This window comes from Clostridium sp. NkU-1 (assembly GCA_001312405.1).
Map to the genome: position 1 here is coordinate 1 of BBDR01000037.1, position 2,206 is coordinate 2,206.

Sequence of the window (2,206 nt, forward strand, 5' to 3'; positions counted from 1 at the left end):
GGCGCTACCGGTGCCCAAGGACCTATTGGACCGACCGGACCTCAGGGACCAGAAGGGCCTCAGGGGATTGAGGGGCCTGTTGGACCGACTGGGCCAACTGGCGCTACCGGCGCCCAAGGACCTATTGGACCGACTGGCGCTACCGGCGCTCAAGGACCTATTGGACCGACTGGACCTCAGGGATCAGAAGGACCTCGGGGACCACAAGGAATTGAGGGACCTGTTGGACCGACTGGGCCGACTGGACCGACTGGGCCAACCGGGGCCAACGGCGCTATTCCCACCGCGTTTTTTTAATGCCGATCTCTCCGCTTCCGGCAGCTTTATTGATGTGCCGGTAGGGAATGTCATTTATCATTTACAATTTAGCAGTTCCACGCAGCTGACGTTACTTTTAATGCCCGCCACTGTACCTGTACTAATAGATCTGAAGCGTTCCAGCCAATTTGACACCACCGGTGTTGATGCGTTTACCAGAGATAACTTTACGCTTTCAACTAGCTTAGATATTGATACCATCGTGTTTAACTCGTCCAGGGAAATGCACAGAACCTGGCTACGGCAGCAGGATCCTGTTACCGGCTTATGGTCCTTGCACGAAATAGACCTTTTCGCTTCCAATGGCAGCGGCAGAGTCACCATTTGGATATACCAAATCTTCGCGAATGTAAGCCTTTAATAATAATTAATAGGTCTGCATACCATTATTACTAGTTCCATTACCCCTGTAACCCAGTCTGTGATTTACAACCAGCGGTGGCACTCAGGCGCAAAGCTTGCCTTTCTTCTATTCAGGAGGCCTGTTTATTCAGTAAAAAAGTCAAACGGAAGGATTATACCTTTATTTAACTTCTAATGGCGAACGCTCCCCCACCTGTAAACGGTTGACCAGACAAACGGTAATAAGCCTTTATTGCTAGGCCAGCATCTTAAGATGCTGGCCTTCACTTTTGTCCAAAACAGTATGCTTTTGACTCGCCGAAGCTTCTGAAGACACATCTTTACTGCTTGGCCTTAAACCCTAAAAAGTATTCGCATTCTACGATGAATCTGGGTATAAATTTTATAATTTCCTTTTTTTACACCTTGTAGACATTGGCCGCAATATCCAAACCCGGATGTCGCTTTGCAGCAAATCCCTTTTCTCCGCTGTGACACTGGCTCTTGCCTAATGATAATGAGAAGTTAACTAATCCTAGTTCTTTGGAAATTTTCCCGCTGTTTTGACCCTCTAAATTCCTTTTCATGATAATTAACTTATATTCCTTGTTGAAATATCTTCTCATGTTTAAATTCCCATAGACTCATTTTTCTAATAAGAATCTCACCTATATTTACAATCTATAGCCAATACCAAGAATTAATTTGAACCACAGAACTCTCCCTATTGGACAGTACTTGAAACGTTTTGCGTTGATGTGCTTAACGCTTTTTAGTTAAAAACAATTATTTTTATAAAGTTAATTCGACCTCAAAATTGATTAAATAACCGTATCTATTTCATAAAAATTTGCTGTGGGACATGGCATTGCCAAAATTCAATTTCAATTATCCTACCGATGGGATTCAATCTTGCACACTACTTTCCCAATAGTTTGTTTGTTATGCCCCAAAAAAAGAATTTTCATAAAATATCAACTTAATATAACAGGAATGAACTAATGATAAATTATACGTGGTCATTGATTTGTTTTCTAACAAACTTGTCATTCAGTACATATAATAAGATATAAAGAGGTAGAAAACCCTTTATAGACTTTAGCCTTTTACAGAAGATTTGTATGCAAAACATCGCAATATCGCACCTTAACGGGAGGGAATTATAATGAATAATTATAGAAATTGGGATGAAAATCGCTGCTTTGACGGAAGCGGTTGCTGCGGCTCAGCAGGATCGCACGAGGTCAGATGCTGCGTTGGACCTACTGGGCCACAGGGGCCTAGAGGCTGCCCAGGACCACAAGGACCTAGAGGACCTCAAGGACCGACTGGACCTCAGGGACCGCAAGGACCTCAGGGAGTTAGAGGACCCCAGGGACCGACTGGACCTCAGGGACCGCAAGGACCTCAGGGACCTGCTGGACCTCAGGGACCTGTTGGACCTCAGGGACCACAGGGAATACAAGGACCAACTGGACCGACTGGTGCTACTGGAGCAACTGGTGCACAAGGACCTCAGGGACCACAAGGACCTCAGGGACCACAA

The 2,206-nt window shown here is 45.1% G+C and carries 2 protein-coding genes and 1 pseudogene; all 3 read left to right on the plus strand.

Annotated elements, in window-relative coordinates; genetic code table 11:
- A pseudogene (locus JCM10519_RS33725) lies at positions 1–264 on the plus strand (hypothetical protein); the annotation flags it as partial.
- Positions 224–679 carry a hypothetical protein gene (locus tag JCM10519_RS24425; RefSeq protein ID WP_347845386.1) on the plus strand — a complete coding sequence of 152 codons (456 nt, stop codon included), beginning with the start codon at positions 224–226 and terminating at the stop codon, positions 677–679. The pseudogene JCM10519_RS33725 and the gene JCM10519_RS24425, both read left to right, overlap by 41 nt.
- A 1,183-nt stretch (positions 680–1,862) precedes the next feature.
- On the plus strand, positions 1,863–2,206 hold a 344-nt coding region (locus JCM10519_RS24435), incomplete at its 3' end, for a hypothetical protein (RefSeq protein WP_347845387.1).